This window comes from Ruegeria sp. CF8, from assembly GCF_056537285.1.
The window spans coordinates 46993-60616 of the sequence record NZ_JBQFRG010000013.1 but is presented as its reverse complement, the minus strand read 5'-3'; the positions used below and the strand labels follow the sequence as shown (position 1 = coordinate 60616).

13 protein-coding genes, 1 tRNA gene and 1 riboswitch are annotated in these 13624 nt (G+C 56.8%); of the genes, 6 read left to right on the top strand and 8 right to left on the bottom strand.

Annotation, left to right across the window (positions count from 1 at the left end; translation table 11 throughout):
• Positions 1 to 2: 2 nt before the first annotated feature.
• Complete coding sequence (cobW, locus tag ACR0EV_RS22185) at positions 3 to 1058, bottom strand: cobalamin biosynthesis protein CobW (RefSeq protein ID WP_480802079.1); 1056 nt, start codon at positions 1056 to 1058, stop codon at positions 3 to 5.
• A 1-nt stretch (position 1059) separates the two neighbouring features.
• Positions 1060 to 1434 carry a DUF1636 family protein gene (locus ACR0EV_RS22180; RefSeq protein WP_480802078.1) on the bottom strand — a complete coding sequence of 125 codons (375 nt, stop codon included), beginning with the start codon at positions 1432 to 1434 and terminating at the stop codon, positions 1060 to 1062.
• 94 nt (positions 1435 to 1528) lie between these two features.
• A riboswitch (cobalamin riboswitch) is annotated at positions 1529 to 1745 on the bottom strand.
• A gap of 146 nt (positions 1746 to 1891) precedes the next feature.
• On the opposite strand from ACR0EV_RS22180, the gene ACR0EV_RS22175 reads away from it, so the two are divergent.
• Positions 1892 to 2848, top strand: a complete 957-nt coding sequence (locus tag ACR0EV_RS22175) for an NAD(P)-dependent oxidoreductase (protein WP_480802077.1) — start codon at positions 1892 to 1894, stop codon at positions 2846 to 2848.
• A gap of 80 nt (positions 2849 to 2928) precedes the next feature.
• Here the strand turns inward: ACR0EV_RS22175 and ACR0EV_RS22170 are convergent, their stop codons facing one another.
• On the bottom strand, positions 2929 to 4785 hold the full coding sequence (locus tag ACR0EV_RS22170; RefSeq protein ID WP_480802133.1) for an SLC13 family permease: 1857 nt from the start codon (positions 4783 to 4785) through the stop codon (positions 2929 to 2931).
• 336 nt (positions 4786 to 5121) lie between these two features.
• Positions 5122 to 5195 (bottom strand) — tRNA-Cys (locus tag ACR0EV_RS22165).
• A gap of 226 nt (positions 5196 to 5421) precedes the next feature.
• Here ACR0EV_RS22165 and ACR0EV_RS22160 point away from each other — a divergent pair.
• The 3 genes from ACR0EV_RS22160 (at position 5422) to ACR0EV_RS22150 (ending at position 8433) form a co-directional block, all read left to right on the top strand.
• Positions 5422 to 6075 (top strand): protein-L-isoaspartate O-methyltransferase family protein, encoded by a 654-nt coding sequence (locus ACR0EV_RS22160; protein WP_480802076.1) that lies wholly within the window; start codon positions 5422 to 5424, stop codon positions 6073 to 6075.
• 95 nt (positions 6076 to 6170) lie between these two features.
• Positions 6171 to 7589 (top strand): TolC family outer membrane protein, encoded by a 1419-nt coding sequence (locus ACR0EV_RS22155; protein WP_480802075.1) that lies wholly within the window; start codon positions 6171 to 6173, stop codon positions 7587 to 7589.
• Positions 7590 to 7662: 73 nt separating this feature from the next.
• Positions 7663 to 8433 carry a hypothetical protein gene (locus tag ACR0EV_RS22150; protein ID WP_480802074.1) on the top strand — a complete coding sequence of 257 codons (771 nt, stop codon included), beginning with the start codon at positions 7663 to 7665 and terminating at the stop codon, positions 8431 to 8433.
• Between the two features lie 3 nt (positions 8434 to 8436).
• Here ACR0EV_RS22150 and ACR0EV_RS22145 read toward each other — a convergent pair whose 3' ends face one another.
• Positions 8437 to 9894 carry a cobyric acid synthase gene (locus tag ACR0EV_RS22145; protein ID WP_480802073.1) on the bottom strand — a complete coding sequence of 486 codons (1458 nt, stop codon included), beginning with the start codon at positions 9892 to 9894 and terminating at the stop codon, positions 8437 to 8439.
• A gap of 62 nt (positions 9895 to 9956) precedes the next feature.
• Here ACR0EV_RS22145 and ACR0EV_RS22140 point away from each other — a divergent pair, with 62 nt between their 5' ends.
• Positions 9957 to 10526, top strand: coding sequence for a cobalamin biosynthesis protein CobQ (locus tag ACR0EV_RS22140; RefSeq protein ID WP_480802072.1), 570 nt, complete (start codon positions 9957 to 9959; stop codon positions 10524 to 10526).
• A gap of 81 nt (positions 10527 to 10607) precedes the next feature.
• On the opposite strand, the gene ACR0EV_RS22135 is transcribed toward ACR0EV_RS22140, so the two are convergent.
• Positions 10608 to 10928: a DUF6280 family protein gene (locus ACR0EV_RS22135; RefSeq protein WP_171090939.1), complete on the bottom strand. Its 321-nt coding sequence runs from the start codon at positions 10926 to 10928 to the stop codon at positions 10608 to 10610.
• A 218-nt stretch (positions 10929 to 11146) separates the two neighbouring features.
• Here ACR0EV_RS22135 and efp point away from each other — a divergent pair, with 218 nt between their 5' ends.
• Positions 11147 to 11710: an elongation factor P gene (efp, locus tag ACR0EV_RS22130; protein ID WP_170459112.1), complete on the top strand. Its 564-nt coding sequence runs from the start codon at positions 11147 to 11149 to the stop codon at positions 11708 to 11710.
• Between the two features lie 54 nt (positions 11711 to 11764).
• Here efp and ACR0EV_RS22125 read toward each other — a convergent pair whose 3' ends face one another.
• Together ACR0EV_RS22125 and ygfZ are read right to left on the bottom strand one after the other, a co-directional pair.
• Complete coding sequence (locus ACR0EV_RS22125) at positions 11765 to 12706, bottom strand: ABC transporter transmembrane domain-containing protein (RefSeq protein ID WP_480802071.1); 942 nt, start codon at positions 12704 to 12706, stop codon at positions 11765 to 11767.
• 112 nt (positions 12707 to 12818) lie between these two features.
• Positions 12819 to 13556, bottom strand: a complete 738-nt coding sequence (ygfZ, locus tag ACR0EV_RS22120; RefSeq protein WP_480802070.1) for a CAF17-like 4Fe-4S cluster assembly/insertion protein YgfZ — start codon at positions 13554 to 13556, stop codon at positions 12819 to 12821.
• Positions 13557 to 13624: the final 68 nt, after the last annotated feature.

The window sequence follows — 13624 nt, the reverse complement described above, 5'->3', positions numbered from 1 at the left end:
GGTTACTCGGCAGCCTCGGTGACGCCTGCAAGGATCTCGTGAATCTTGGCCTCTTTGATGTCGTCATGCTCGGCAATGATCACCAGACGCGAGCGGCGCTCTTCGCCCGGTTCCCATGGGCGGTCATATTGGTGACGGACGCGCGCGCCGACGGCCTGTACCAGCAAGCGCATGGGTTTGCCCTGAACTGCGGCATAGCCTTTGACACGCAGGATGTTCAGCTCTGACGCCAGACGTTCGATCTTGGCGACCAGATCGGCAGGGTCGGTTTGTTCCGGCAGCTCGACGATGATGCTTTCGAAATCGTCATGTTCGTGATCGTGGTGACCGTCGTGGTGCGACGGGCGGGCATCCATGTCGTCCTCGGCAGCCGCTTCCAGACCCAGTACAACGCGGACGTCCACAACCCCTTCGGCAACTTCGACCACGGGCAGGGGGCGCGGTGCTTCGGCGGCGATCACCTTTTTGGCCTTTGCCACACCTTCCGGGCCTGCAAGATCAGGCTTGGTCAGCAGGATGATGTCGGCGCAGGAAATCTGATCCTCGAACACTTCGGACAGGGGCGTTTCGTGATCGATCGAGTCGTCGGCCATGCGCTGGGCATCGACAGCTTCGACATTCGGCGCAAAGCGACCGGCGGCAACGGCCTCAGCATCGGCCAGAGCGATCACGCCATCGACGGTGATTTTCGAGCGAATGTCCGGCCAGTCGAATGCTTTCAACAGCGGCTTGGGCAGGGCGAGCCCAGAGGTTTCGATCAGGATATGCTCGGGGCGCGGTTCCAGCGCCATCAGCGCCTCGATGGTCGGGATGAAGTCATCCGCGACGGTGCAGCAGATGCAACCGTTCGCCAGCTCCATGATGTTTTCCGCCGGGCAATCCGGGATGGCACAGGATTTCAGGATGTCACCATCCACGCCCACATCGCCAAACTCGTTGACGACAACAGCCAGACGTTTGCCCTGCGGGTTCTGCATCAGGTGTTTGACCAGTGTGGTTTTGCCCGAGCCCAGAAAGCCGGTGATCACGGTGACGGGAAGTTTTTCGAGATTCGACATGTCAGGCTCCAATCGGGGGAATGCGCGAGGCGCAGTTTTTGCGGAAATGTTCAGGGCGCTCGCGCCATTTCACCAGGCCATCTTTGGTGGCCAGATACTTGGTCGCACCGTCGACGATTACATCGACATGGTCCACTTCGTTCAGGTTCTCGTAAACGAAGGTCCAGCGATCGGGACCACCGCGCAGCACGATAGAACAGCCTTGGTCGCAGTTCGAAAGGCATTCGACAGGTTTCAGGGTGATGCCTTCGGGCAGCTCTGCTTGTTCCAAGGCCTGGTGCAGCAATGTACCGGGGCGTTGCGCATCGTCTTCGATAGGCAGCCCGCGGCGGCAGGTCGTGCAGACCAGCAGCTCGACCGGTGTGGTCTCAGTCATGTCTCTCATCCCCCCAAATCCTCTTCGCGGGGGACGGGGTTTCAAGCGGGCCACGTGTTGCAACATGGACCCGATACCGGAACACCCCGCCCGGTTTCAACTTCGGGTGTTGGCAGGTCTCCCGGCTTGCGGATGTCAGAGGCCCGGTACGTCAGGGTCCTCTGTCGGATGTCCCGCCTTCCCGGCCTAGGCCAGTGGCATTGGGCACCCTCTCCGGTCACGGTCGCGGGGGCGGCTGCGTTTGGCGGAAGTTCCGTTGACGCATTCCCTTTTCATCGGCTCTTGCCGACACCAACGAATGGGTCATGCGGCACCGCTGGCCCGCTTGTCAAGCGCGTTGCGCGTAACATCAGGAGGCGGGTGTGAAAAGCGACCTGTGGTTGTCGTTGGGCGGCATGAATGGTCAGATAAATCCGTGATCGCATGACAGGTACAAGCCAGCAGGGAGAGGCGACATATGAAAGTAGGATTCATCGGGTTGGGAAACGTTGGCGGCAAGCTTTCGGGATCCTTGCTGCGAAACGGGATTGATCTGACGGTGCACGATCTTAACACGGATCTGGTGGCCGAGTTCGTTGCCCGTGGCGCAAAGGCGGCAGAAGGCCCGTCACAGCTGATGCGCGATTGCGACGCGGTCATCACCTGCTTGCCATCGCCTGCGGCATCAGATGCGGTCATGCAAGAGATGCTACCCGAAGTGGGCCCCGGCAAGATCTGGATGGAGATGTCGACAACCGATGAGGCCGAGGTCAAGCGTTTGGGGGCCGAGGTGATCGAACGCGGCGGCGCGGCAGTGGACTGCCCGGTTTCGGGCGGGTGCCATCGGGCAGCCACCGGCAATATCTCGATCTTCGCGGGATGTGATCGTGCGACTTTTGAGCGGATTTTGCCGTTTCTGACCACCATGGGACGGCGTGTTTTGCACACTGGTGAATTGGGTTCTGCCTCAGTCCTGAAGGTGCTGACCAACTATCTGGCCACGGCCAACCTGATCACCTGCGCCGAAGCGCTTGTCACGGCAAAGGCGGCGGGCATGGACCTAAACACTACCTATGAGGCGATAAAAATCTCGTCCGGCACATCCTTTGTGCATGAAACGGAAAGTCAGGTCATCCTGAACGGTTCGCGCGATATTTCTTTCACTATGGACTTGGTGAAAAAGGATATCGGTCTGTTTCAGGAGGTTGCCGACCGCGCAGGGGTGCCTCTGGAAATGAACCCGGTCATGATCAAGATTTTTGAAGATGGCATTGCACGGTATGGCGACCGCGAGCTGTCGCCGAATATCATCAAACGACTGGAAGAGGCGACAGGTTTGGATATCACAGCTCCCGGCTTCCCACCTGAGATGGAAGATGATGAACCGGAAGAGCCGGGGTATGAGGTTGTCCCGCAAGGCCGTCGCTCGGCGTAGAGGTTCAGCCTGAGCTTTCCAACGAAATGTCAATGGCAATCGGGGTGGGCTAATCCGGAAATCTGGTCCCGATTGCTGCGCTAGTACATAACGTTGATCATCACCAATGACACAACTAGGAACAGCGCGGTCATGATGCCGCCTGAACGGACGAAATCCATGACCTTGTACCCTGCCGGACCCATGATCAATGCGTTGACCTGATGGGTCGGGATGATGAAGCTGTTCGAAGTGGAAATGGCAACCGTCAGCGCGAAGACGGCAGGGTTGCCTCCGGCAGCCACCGCAATTGAAACTGCAAGTGGAACAAGCAATACCGTGGCTCCAACATTCGACATAACCAGCGAAAAGGCAGTCGCCAGAACGGCAACGCCGGTTTGAAGCGACCAAAGCGGCCAACCATCAAGAATGACCATGATCTGCTGCGCGATCCATGCGGCTGTGCCGGTGTTTTGCACGGCCTGTCCCAAAGGTATGAGGCAGGCGAGCAGGAAAACAGTGTTCCATCCAACGGCGCGGTAAGCCTCATCCACGCTGAGAACACGGCTCAACATCATGCCAGCTGCCCCGGTGAGAAGACACAGCGAAAGGCGTACGTCGGTAAACAGGATCAGGCATATTGAAATAGCGAAAAAGGCAAGCGCCCACCCGACTTTCTGAGGTCTCAGTTCCTCTTGCGGAAAGTCGCTTGTCACCACTACGAAATCCGGATCACGCGTGATCCGCATCAGATTGTCCCATCGTGTGTGCGCGACAAGCATGTCACCGGCATGGAACTTTTCCAGCCCGATCTGAGTGGATTGATGATCTTCGGTCTCTACGTGGCTGAGCGTTTCTTCCCCTCTGTGAATGGCCAGAAGCGACATGCCGTATGTTTTGCGGAACAAAAGCTCGCGCGGGCATTTGCCGATCAATTTGCTGTCGGGGGTAACGACCACTTCGGCGATACCGGCATTGGTGGGTGCGAACTCCTCAACAAAAACATCCAGATCGGGAAGAACCGTTAAACCGAATTTCTTTGCAAAAACCTCCACCTCGCCACGGCGTCCGACAATCGCAAGCCGACAAGGGGCCGCGATTTCAGCGGTAAGAACCTGAACCATAGAGGTTTTGCCGCGATAGAAGGTCGAGATGATGTACAAGTGGTTCTCATGGTTGATGTCGGCCAGGATCTGTCCCACCAGCGGGCTGTCCGCAGGCACAACAACTTCGAACACATCTGCCTTGAGCCCATACACCCGCTGCAAATACTCTTGTGTGCCTTGGCCGGTGCCCGTGTTGTCGGCCTCTTCCGGCGCAGGGAGAACCCAGCGCCCCAGCAGCAGAAAGTACCCGATGCCCGTCAGGATCAGTACCGCCCCGATCGGTGTTACTGAGAATAGTCCGAACGGCTGCATTTTCTGATTGTCCGGCAGGCCGTTATTGGCCGTTTGGATCAGGTCGTTGAGCAAGATCAGCGGTGAGGACCCCACCATCGTCATCGTACCACCCAGGATCGCACAGAACCCCATCGGCATAAGCAGACGCGACAGTGGAATGCCGGATCTCGTGGATATCCGGCTGACAACTGGCAAGAACAAGGCCGCGGCGCCGACGTTCTGCATGAAGGAAGAAATAACGCCAACGGTACCGGAGATGATTGGCAGCACACGGCCTTCCGATTTGCCACCATATTTCAGAATTACGGCTGCAACTTTGTTCATGATGCCGGTTTTATCCAGGCCAGCACCAACGATCATGACCGCAATAATCGAAATGACTGCGTTGGAAGCGAACCCATCGAACAGACGCGGGACATCCGCCAGATTTTCAAGCCCGGGCGCATAGCTTAGCAGACCGACTAGAACCAGGACCAGTATGGCGGAAAGGTCGATTCTCACGACCTCGGACACAAACAGGAAAACAGTGAAAGCGAGAAGGGCGCAAACGACCCCCATCTCGAAGGTAAAGGTTATGTGTTCCACAATACGTCCAGAACTTTTTTACTTTTCTTGAATAAACACTTAATTCATTTCGTCTTTGCTGTCATGAAGTTTCGTTTTTGATCCAGTTTTGGACATAATGTTACTCATGTGATGGTACGCATTTAGAGGTCACCACTACGCCTCTCACCAATCACATAGGGGGCTTTGTCTCATCGTATGCCTTTGGGCGGCAATTCTTGTTGGATTGGATTACGGTGCGAATGAAGCCCATATGCGAGGGCAATCGCAGCAAAAGCTGAGGATCAGAAACTACGAAAAGCTCGACGCAAGCGCGGTAAGAAGATGTTGTGGAGGCGAGTACCGGAATCGAACCGGTGTACACGGATTTGCAATCCGCTGCGTCACCACTCCGCCAACTCGCCTTTTCAAGTAAAATCAAATACTTGCTGTGGTGTGCGTGGGGTTTTAGCAGCTTTCCTGGAGGGCGTCCAGTGGATTGCGTGCAAATTTGGCGACAAGATTGAATTTCACAGTAACCGGCGACGGATTATTTCAACACCTTATCTTGGTTGCGGCAACAGGGCCGTTGCTGGTCGGGTCAGGATGTGGCACAAGCCGGACATCCATGGGAATGAGACGAGATACCCAATGACAGATTTCGCAGCCCGGCGCCGCACAATGGTTGATACACAGGTCCGACCCTCTGATGTCACCAAGTTCCCGATCATCGAAGCAATGTTGAGCGTTCCACGCGAAAATTTCGTGCCGGATGCTCAGCGTGAAGCTGCCTATGTCGACTGTTTGATCGATATGGGCGAGGGACGCGCGATGATTGAGCCGCGGACACTGGCCAAAATGCTGGATGCGTTGAACATTTCGAATGATGAGATGGTTCTCGATATCGCGCCGGCCATGGGGTATTCCACGGCGGTGGCCGCGCGTATGGCTCAGTTGGTCGTTGGTGTGGAAAGTAACGAAGCACTGGCGGCTGAGGCGCAAAGCCTTCTGGCCGAAGCAGATGTCGACAATGCCATCATCCATGTGGGCCCGCTGGAACAGGGCGTTGCCGAACATGGCCCGTACGACGTGATCATGGTGCAGGGCGGTGTTGAGCAAATCCCCGAACCTTTGCTGGATCAACTCAAGGAACACGGCCGAATCGCGTGCTTGTTTGTCGATGGCAACCTGGGGACCGTGCGGATTGGTCGAAAGTCTGGCGGTCAGGTCAGCTGGCGCGACGCGTTTAACGCCAGCGCACCGGTCTTGGAGAGTTTTTCGGCTGAGTGTGCATTTTCGCTATAGTCCGCCGATAGATTTTTCTTCCGCCTTGATTAGTTGAAAACAAGGCCGCAAACTGCCTGAAGGGCAGTGTAATTTCGTTTTGAGAGGATTTCGGTATGCGTGGTTCAGCGACAGGCAGGCTGGTCAGAGCATTCGCAGTGACCGCAGGGCTTGCCATGAGCGTAATGCCAGGTCGTGCGGCGTGGGCTGATAACATAACAGACGCCTTCATCGGTGCGTATAATACAAGCGGTTTGCTAGAGCAGAACCGAGCGCTTTTGCGGGCTGCGGATGAAGATGTGGCCATCGCGTTGGCGGCGTTGCGGCCGATCATCAACTGGACAGTGCAGGTTAGCCAGGATTACACCCGCAGTCGGACCAGCAATGTGGTCACGACCAATGAGCCGTCGCGCTTCTTTACAGGTCTGACGCTGGGTCAGCTTCTGTATGACGGCGGTGCTTCGGTTCTGGGCAAGCAATCTGCTCAGGAAACCGTGTTGTCGACGCGGCAAACTCTGATCGACATCGAACAACAGGTTCTGATCCGCGCGGCGAACGCCTATCTGGGCGTGTTGCTGCAGGAAGAAACCGTGGCGATCCGCCAAAACAACGTCGAGGTTTCAGCCGAGGAACTCAGGGCATCGAACGACCGGTTTGAGGTCGGCGAAGTCACCCGTACGGACGTTGCGTTGTCCGAAGCGCAGTTGGCGAGCTCGCAGGCGGATCTGGCGGTTGCGCGAGGTGAGTTGAGCATCGCGCAGGCTGAGTATGTGAACGCAGTCGGAAAGGCACCGGGTCGAACCGCGGGTCAGCCGAGTCTGCCCAACCTGCCGCGGTCCGAAGCTGAGGCCGTCAGTCTTGCGCAGCGCAACCATCCCGCGATTCTGTCAGCCCAGCATCAGGTGCGCGCATTTGACCTGATCGTGCAGCAACAGCGGGCCAACTTGGGTCCGAATGTCAACCTGAATGCAGATGCAGGGGTGAGGGAAAGCTATGACAATGATGACTACGTCAACGACGCAACCATCTCGCTAACCTTCAATCAGCCCGTCTATGCAGGTGGTCGGTTGGCTGCGAGTGTGCGCCGAGCAATGGCGACCCGCGATGCGTCGCGCGCGAACCTTTTGAATGTCCAAAAAGATATCACACAGGGCGTGACTGACCGTTATGCGGCGTTCCAGGCGGCCAGCGCCAGCCTGAGGGCATCGACTGAGCGGGTTCGGGCATCGCAAGTGGCGTTTGACGGGATTCGCGAAGAGGCAACACTGGGCGCGCGGACAACTCTGGACGTGCTGAACGCTCAGCAAGATCTGCTGGATGCGCAATTGGCCGAAGTTGCTTCGCGCACCGAACGCTCTCGCGCGGCTTATCAGCTGTTGCAGGCTCAAGGCCTGTTGACGGCTGAACGCCTTGGGTTGGCAGTGCAGATCTACGATCCGACCTTGTATTACAACCTGGTTAAAAAGGCGCCAGCACGGGTCAGCAAACAGAGCAAAGATCTGGATCGCGTCCTCAAAGCATTGCGTCGGGACTGATCGGCCATACTATTTGTTGTGAGGTTGGGATTGTTTGGCTACACTCGATCTAAGGATAGAGCGGTAGAGAACAATGACTGATAATGTCGTAAAAGCAGGGATCGAAGACGTTCTGTCTTCGGTCAAACGTCTGGTAAGCGAAGACAACCGCGATAAATCCGTCTCGGATCAACACCCTGCATCGAGAAAGCCGGGGCGATTGGTTCTGACGGATGCCTTGCGTGTCAGCTCACCCAAGCAGACCAATGGAGTTGCGAACCAGGCCGACTCGGACCTAAAGAGGCCCGACTCGGCCAAACCCATGTTGTTGCGGGCCTGCGACATTGTGCAGGCCGGCAAGCCGGCCAACGCAGCCGAGGACACGGCCGATACGCCTAAACCTGCTCAGCCTGCGGATGCCGCAACAAGCTTAAGCGCCAAGATCGAAGCGCTGGAAGCGGCCATTGCGCAAACCGAAGATCAATGGGAACCGGACGGCGACAGCGAAGATGCTTACTCTGGCACACCGTCGCAATCTTTGCCGTGGAACGTAGAAAAAGAATTTGCCGCAGCCGAAGCTGTCGGTTCAATTGACATTGAGCAAGCTGACGCGTCCGACGACGAGGGCGAAGCACACGTTCAAGCTGAGTTCATCCGCGCGCCGAGGGCCGAGACCGAGGAGATGGCAGAGCCTGTAGACGATGGCAGAAGCATCGACATGGATGAAGAGGATTTGCGCGCCCTGATCGCCGAAGTTGTCAGGCAAGAGCTACAGGGCACGATGGGCGAACGGATCACGCGGAATGTGCGCAAGATGGTCCGGCGCGAGATTGCACGTGCCCTTGCCGCAAAAGATCTGGAGTAACGCCTAGCCGCGGCGAGGGGACTGGGCGAGGCTCAGCAGTAGATCTAGATCCATGTGGTGTTCCAAATGGTCTGCCAGATCATCCAGAACCTGTTCAACGCCATCCTCATAAGCGACACCCGAGGTCACGCCCAGCGTTGAAAGATAATGCGCCCGGAACGCGTCGGACGAAAAGATTCCATGTAAATAGCTGCCCTTGATCTGTCCATTGGCGCTGGCGGCACCTTCCGGTTTGCCTTCAACCTCCAGCCATGCACGGTCACAATCAGGTCCTTCAGTGTGTCCCATATGGATTTCATACCCGCTGACCGGATCGCGGTCGGGCAGGGCATGGGCCGAACGCAGAATGACTTGCTTTTGTCCGCCCATGACAGTGTCGACATCCAGCAACCCCAAGCCTTCGACCTTGCCGGGTCTGCCGTCGACGCCATCCGGGTCGGAAATCGTTTTGCCCAGCATTTGATAGCCGCCGCACAAGCCCAGAACGTGCCCGCCACGGCGCACATGGCCGTAAAGGTCGATGTCCCAACCCTGCGCCCGAAAATAGGTCAGATCCCCGATAGTGGATTTACTGCCTGGCAGCAGAACCAGATCGGCATCCCCGGGCAGTGGACGTCCGGCTGGGATGATCTCGACACTCACGTCTGGTTCAGCGGACAGCGGGTCGAGGTCGTCAAAATTGGCCATCCGCTCCAGCTGAGGCACCACCACCTTACACGTACCGCCGGTATGAGAGCGAATGTCCATCATATCCTCAGCAGGCAGTTTCCACGCATCATGGAACCAGGGCACGACACCCAAGCAGGGCCAACCAGTACGGGCGGCGATGTCGTCACGCCCTTGGTCAAACAAAGACACGTCCCCTTTGAAACGGTTCACGGCAAAACCCCGGATCTGTGCCAGGTCGCCGTCGTCCAGCACAGCCTGAGTGCCGACGATCTGTGCGATCACACCGCCACGATGAATGTCACCGACCAGAACCACTGGAATACCTGCGGCGCAGGCAAACCCCATATTGGCGATGTCACCTTTGCGCAGATTGGTTTCCGCCGGACTACCCGCACCTTCGATCAGAACCAGATCCGCATCCGCACAAAGCCGGTCAAAGCTATCCAGAGCGGCCCCCAGCAGCTTGGACTTGTCCTTCCGGTAGTCACCGGCCTTCATCGTACCCGCGCGCTGCCCTTGAACGATGATCTGAGCACCGGTGTCCGTCTCGGGCTTCAGCAGGATAGGGTTCATATCTGTATGGGTCGCCTGCTTTGCGGCACGGGCCTGAAGCGCCTGCGCGCGGCCGATCTCTCCTCCGTTTTCGGTGACGGCCGCATTGTTCGACATGTTTTGCGGCTTGAACGGAGCAACCCGCACACCCCGCCGTGTAAAGGCGCGCGCTAGCCCGGCCACAAGAACCGATTTTCCAACGTTGCTGCCAGTGCCTTGAATCATGATGGCGCGAACCATGGGTTGTCTCCTATAAGTCAGGGCGCAGATGACTTGATTTGAGCGGGAAGGGAAAGCCCCCGATGAACACTCCAGCGCATCTTTTGATCGGGGCTGCCGCTTTTGCACGACCGCCGCAGGGCCGCATCCTGTTGGCTGCAATGCTGGGGGCAGTGCTGCCGGATTTGTCCCTGTATCTGATGGTGGGAGTGTCCTTGTTTGTATTGGGAATTCCGGAACAGGTGGTCTTTGGGCAACTGTACTATTCGCAGGCCTGGCAAACCGTCTTTGCGATCGACAACTCCTTTATCCTCTGGGGGATTGCACTGTTTTTGGCAGTTTGGCGTGGCTGGCACGCCGTGGCTGTCGGAGCAGCGGCAGGTTTGTTGCACCTAGCGACAGATTTTGTGCTGCATGCGGGCGACGGGCGACCTCAATTCTGGCCCCTGAGTGATTGGGTGTTTCACAGCCCGGTCAGCTATTGGGACAGCAGCCATCACGCATTATGGGTGGCTCCGGTTTCTGCCGCAGTTTGTCTTGCTGCGTATGTCGCACTGTGGCAGCGCGGTCTGTCCGTCTGGGGCAAGTCCATGTTTGGTGTCATGCTTCTAGTAGAAGTATGGGTGGCACGGCAGTGGCTGTTGTTTTTTTAGCCTTTTGAAAGTCGTAGCACTGCAAAGAAAAACGCGCTCTGTCGGACAGAGCGCGTTTTTTCTGTGCGAACTCGCTTTAGTTCAGGCGGCTTCCGCGTGCTGAGCTGCGTTGCGGCGCTCGCTTTCTTCACGGGACAGTGCGACCGAGGTACGCACACCACGACCCACGAACTCCATCAGTCCGCTGACAACCCGTTCGTTCGGGTCAATACCCGCGCAGGACAGCACTTCGCGCCCATCGCGCGAACGGGCCCAGCGGGCGATTTGTTCGGGGCCATTGCCGTATTTCTTGTCATCGGCGATAGCGTCATCGAGTGCAGCCAACACAACGGCCGCGAAAAGTTTGCGCGCACGATTGCCTTGCTCGTTGTTAAAGGCAGTGCCGTCAACGAAATCTCTCATCTCGTCTTCCTTGTTGTTCTTGCTCTTGCATTTTCGGCGTGAGGGTCCTTATGACCTATTAGGTGCGATTCGGATACAGCTAAAATGCATAGTTGCGTTGCGTCACTTGCATGGCTTGCTGCAAGTGCAGCACTAGGTGTCGTTGTCTTGTCAGGTGTGATCCCGCCAGATATAGGGACCGCAACTGATGCATCAACCGTTTGTGAAGGATTTATGTAATGCCCAAGATAAATGGGAACGAAATTCGCCCCGGCAATGTGCTTGAGCATAACGACGGCCTGTGGGCAGCTGTCAAAGTTGACCACGTAAAACCGGGCAAGGGCGGGGCGTTTGCTCAGGTCGAACTGCGCAACCTGCGCAATGGCTCAAAACTCAATGAACGCTTCCGGTCCGCGGACAAGGTCGAGCGTGTCCGCCTTGAGCAGAAAGACCAGCAATTCCTGTACGAATCCGACGGGATGCTGGTGTTCATGGATGCAGAAACCTACGAACAGATTGAATTGCCAGCAGATTTGTTGGGCGAACGTCGCCCGTTCCTTCAGGATGGGATGACCATTGTCGTTGAGTTCTACGAAAGCGAGGCGCTGAACGCGACGCTGCCGCAGAAAGTAACCTGCCAGATTGTCGAGACCGAGCCGGTCGTCAAAGGCCAGACCGCTGCAAACTCGTTCAAGCCCGCGGTGCTGGACAATGGCGTGAAAGTCATGGTGCCTCCTTTCATCGGGCAGGACGAAATGATCGTCGTGAACACCGAAACCATGGAATATTCCGAGCGCGCGTGACGTTTCGTCACTTCGTGAAAGAGACCGCGCAGGCACCCGCCGCGCGGTCTTTTTTTATGCGTTGGGACGGTAACGATACCGTGTTGGGTCGGGGCCAAACAGCTCCAGCATCAGCTCGTATTTGATGCGATTGGCGCTGACCTGGCGATAGAAAGCGATCAGAAATGCGGTCGGCCCCTGTATGCGGCTAAAGCCGCTGGTGGCCGCCACAACGGTGCCCACATCCGTTTTCCCCTGTAACACCAGATAACCGCCCAGCATCAGAATACCAACAGTTCCGGCCCCGTTGATAACGCTTAGCAGAAACTTGGCCGACAGCTTCCACAGGAACATGCGTCTCCGTGTGTCGTAAATGTCGTCAAACATGGTATTGATGTCCCGCTCGACCGCTTCGATGTCCTCGGTCGTCAGTCGGTCCGTGGCACCGCGCAGGATGCGGACGCGCTCTGCCACAAAAGTGTTCACTTTCCGTTGCGATACCAGAACAATGATGATCTGCGGCACGATCATCGAGAAGGCGATCAGCCCAAGCCCTGGTTGCGTGGATGAAATATAGCCGATCACGCTGATCAGCGTTCCAATTTGAACCACCGGATCCGAGAATGCGCCACCTGCGAATTTTCCTAACTCTTCGGCTTCGGCGGAAATGGCCGTGGTCATTGTGCCCTTGCGCAGGTCTTCACCTGTGCCCTTCATGTCGCTCGAACGCCAAAGCAGACGCTGTCGGATCAGTCGAATAATGTCTTCGCCCAAGGTGCCAGCGCGGTATCCTAAAACCCATTTCAACCCGAGACTAATCAGGATAACAGCCATCATGCCGATACCCAGTTGGATCAACTTTTTAGTACTGACATCATCAGCGGTCAGGTGGTTGACGATATCGCGCTGAAACTCAAGCGGAACGGCGGCAAGGGCTGCAATGGCGATGGACAGCACGATAAGAACGATCTGCCGTCCGGAACTGGCGCGCCAGATCGCGGAATATAGTCGAAACATGAGTGTATCCGGTTTGACCTGTTTCCTACACTCTGGCAGGGCCGGGTAGCAGGTTCAAACTTGGCGATACGTGTCCAGGTATGGGTCGTGCTGATTAGGCAACAAGGGGTGTTTAATCCGTCATTCGTACCTTGGCGTCGCCTGCCTGCATTTCACCTTTGGCGCGATCAATGCGCAGATAGGCAATTGCCTGACTACCAGATTGAGTAAACAGAGTGCCCACGGGTTTGCCATTGGCCGTGATCTCGGTTCCAACCGGCGCGATGCCATCGACAGAGACCCGGCGCAGACCCTTGCGCAGCTCGGTCTTGTGTTTCATGCGCGCGGTCACTTCCTGACCTACGTAGCAGCCCTTTTTAAAGTCCACGCCATTCAGCGCTTCGAAGCCAGATTCTAGGATGTAGCTGTCATGTGTCAGCTCAGTACCTGCTTCGGGAATGCAGTGTTGAACACGCACTGAATCAAAATCGGTGCCGTCGTCCTGTTCGGGCGCGGCAGAATACATACGCCAGCCCATGTCAGGGTGTCGCGGGTCGGGCAGGGCGCTTTCTGGTGCTGCACCAGTTCCGCGTTGCAGGTTCAGATCTGTGCCTTCGATCGCCACGTCCGCACGCAGTTTGTACATGCTCAGACGTTTGACCAGATCATCAGCAAGGTGCTCGGCGACATCCAGCAGAATGCCATCGCCATCGCGATTGAGGAAAAAGTCGGCCAGATACTTGCCTTGCGGCGTCAACAGCGCGGCATAAACCAGCCCGTCATTCAATCCCTGAATGTCATTGGTGATCAGGTCCTGCAAAAAACTTTCGGTGTCCGAGCCGGTCAGGCGCAGGATGCGGCGGGTAGGCATAGCTTGGTCCTCGTCATTTCCCTTGGCCTCGTGATATAGGAAGATCCGCCGCCAAGACCAGAGGGTAT

Bases quoted from the DNA above. Each gene is read 5' to 3' on its own strand.
- cobW (WP_480802079.1), bottom strand. From the start codon at position 1,058: ATGTCGAATCTCGAAAAACTTCCCGTCACCGTGATCACCGGCTTTCTG.
- ACR0EV_RS22180 (WP_480802078.1), bottom strand. From the start codon at position 1,434: ATGACTGAGACCACACCGGTCGAGCTGCTGGTCTGCACGACCTGCCGC.
- ACR0EV_RS22175 (WP_480802077.1), top strand. From the start codon at position 1,892: ATGAAAGTAGGATTCATCGGGTTGGGAAACGTTGGCGGCAAGCTTTCG.
- ACR0EV_RS22170 (WP_480802133.1), bottom strand. From the start codon at position 4,785: ATGGGGGTCGTTTGCGCCCTTCTCGCTTTCACTGTTTTCCTGTTTGTG.
- ACR0EV_RS22160 (WP_480802076.1), top strand. From the start codon at position 5,422: ATGACAGATTTCGCAGCCCGGCGCCGCACAATGGTTGATACACAGGTC.
- ACR0EV_RS22155 (WP_480802075.1), top strand. From the start codon at position 6,171: ATGCGTGGTTCAGCGACAGGCAGGCTGGTCAGAGCATTCGCAGTGACC.
- ACR0EV_RS22150 (WP_480802074.1), top strand. From the start codon at position 7,663: ATGACTGATAATGTCGTAAAAGCAGGGATCGAAGACGTTCTGTCTTCG.
- ACR0EV_RS22145 (WP_480802073.1), bottom strand. From the start codon at position 9,894: ATGGTTCGCGCCATCATGATTCAAGGCACTGGCAGCAACGTTGGAAAA.
- ACR0EV_RS22140 (WP_480802072.1), top strand. From the start codon at position 9,957: ATGAACACTCCAGCGCATCTTTTGATCGGGGCTGCCGCTTTTGCACGA.
- ACR0EV_RS22135 (WP_171090939.1), bottom strand. From the start codon at position 10,928: ATGAGAGATTTCGTTGACGGCACTGCCTTTAACAACGAGCAAGGCAAT.
- efp (WP_170459112.1), top strand. From the start codon at position 11,147: ATGCCCAAGATAAATGGGAACGAAATTCGCCCCGGCAATGTGCTTGAG.
- ACR0EV_RS22125 (WP_480802071.1), bottom strand. From the start codon at position 12,706: ATGTTTCGACTATATTCCGCGATCTGGCGCGCCAGTTCCGGACGGCAG.
- ygfZ (WP_480802070.1), bottom strand. From the start codon at position 13,556: ATGCCTACCCGCCGCATCCTGCGCCTGACCGGCTCGGACACCGAAAGT.